The organism is Alkalibacterium sp. m-11 (assembly GCF_054658155.1).
In genome coordinates this window covers 1-739 of sequence record NZ_BAAGIR010000308.1, presented here as the reverse complement: position 1 = coordinate 739, position 739 = coordinate 1, and the positions used below count along the sequence as shown (strand labels likewise).

1 protein-coding gene is annotated in these 739 nt (G+C 37.6%); it reads left to right on the top strand.

Features of this window, described 5'->3' with window-relative positions; genetic code table 11:
- Positions 1–113: 113 nt before the first annotated feature.
- A complete protein-coding gene (locus ACYQ2O_RS12545) occupies positions 114–368 on the top strand; it encodes a hypothetical protein (protein ID WP_459796747.1) in 255 nt (84 codons plus the stop codon).
- Positions 369–739: the final 371 nt, after the last annotated feature.

The window sequence follows — 739 nt, the reverse complement described above, 5'->3', positions numbered from 1 at the left end:
CCCTCCTGGAGTACGTGTCTTAGTCGACAACCTAATTGTACCATATGGGGGGGGTCCTTTTTTCTATGTTTTAAAAAAGTTGATTTATCAGGTGTTAAACACGACAAATAATTATGAAATTGGCTCACGTAGATTCTATAGAACTCGGAGATGATGTTGATGAGACATTCGTACTGGAAGAGTCGCTGAAAGAAATCAGGGAGAAAATTGAAGCGTTTGATGGTGACGGATCAGTTAATTTCAATCTGGAAACAGGCGAAATAACGTTTGAAGAGAGAATATCTGGCTCCAGCAGTCAAGATGATTTTACTTCGATAACTGAGGGAGTAACTAAAGAAACGTCATCGGAATCTGATGCATCTAAGTAGATGACAGTAAAAAGACTTGGAAGCTAGTGATATGCTCCTAATAAAGTAGACAGTAGAAATAATAAAAATTCTACTACTTTATTAGGAGTTTTTACTATGCGTAAAAATAGGAAATGGACAACTGAAGAAAAATATAGAATCGTTTGTAAGCGATGAATAGCTAGGTACCTTCGAGTCCTCGCGACCTCCTGTTAAACTTAAGATATCATAAGTACACAGGAGGTTTTTCAATTTGGAAAAGAAAAAACAATCTATCATACCGGTGACCCTGCATGACGATAACACTAAGCGTCAACGCATTACAAAGCACCAGTCACAGAAATTAGTGGCCCATTTAAAAAATAGTCAGGCAGAGCTACTAGTTTATGAGG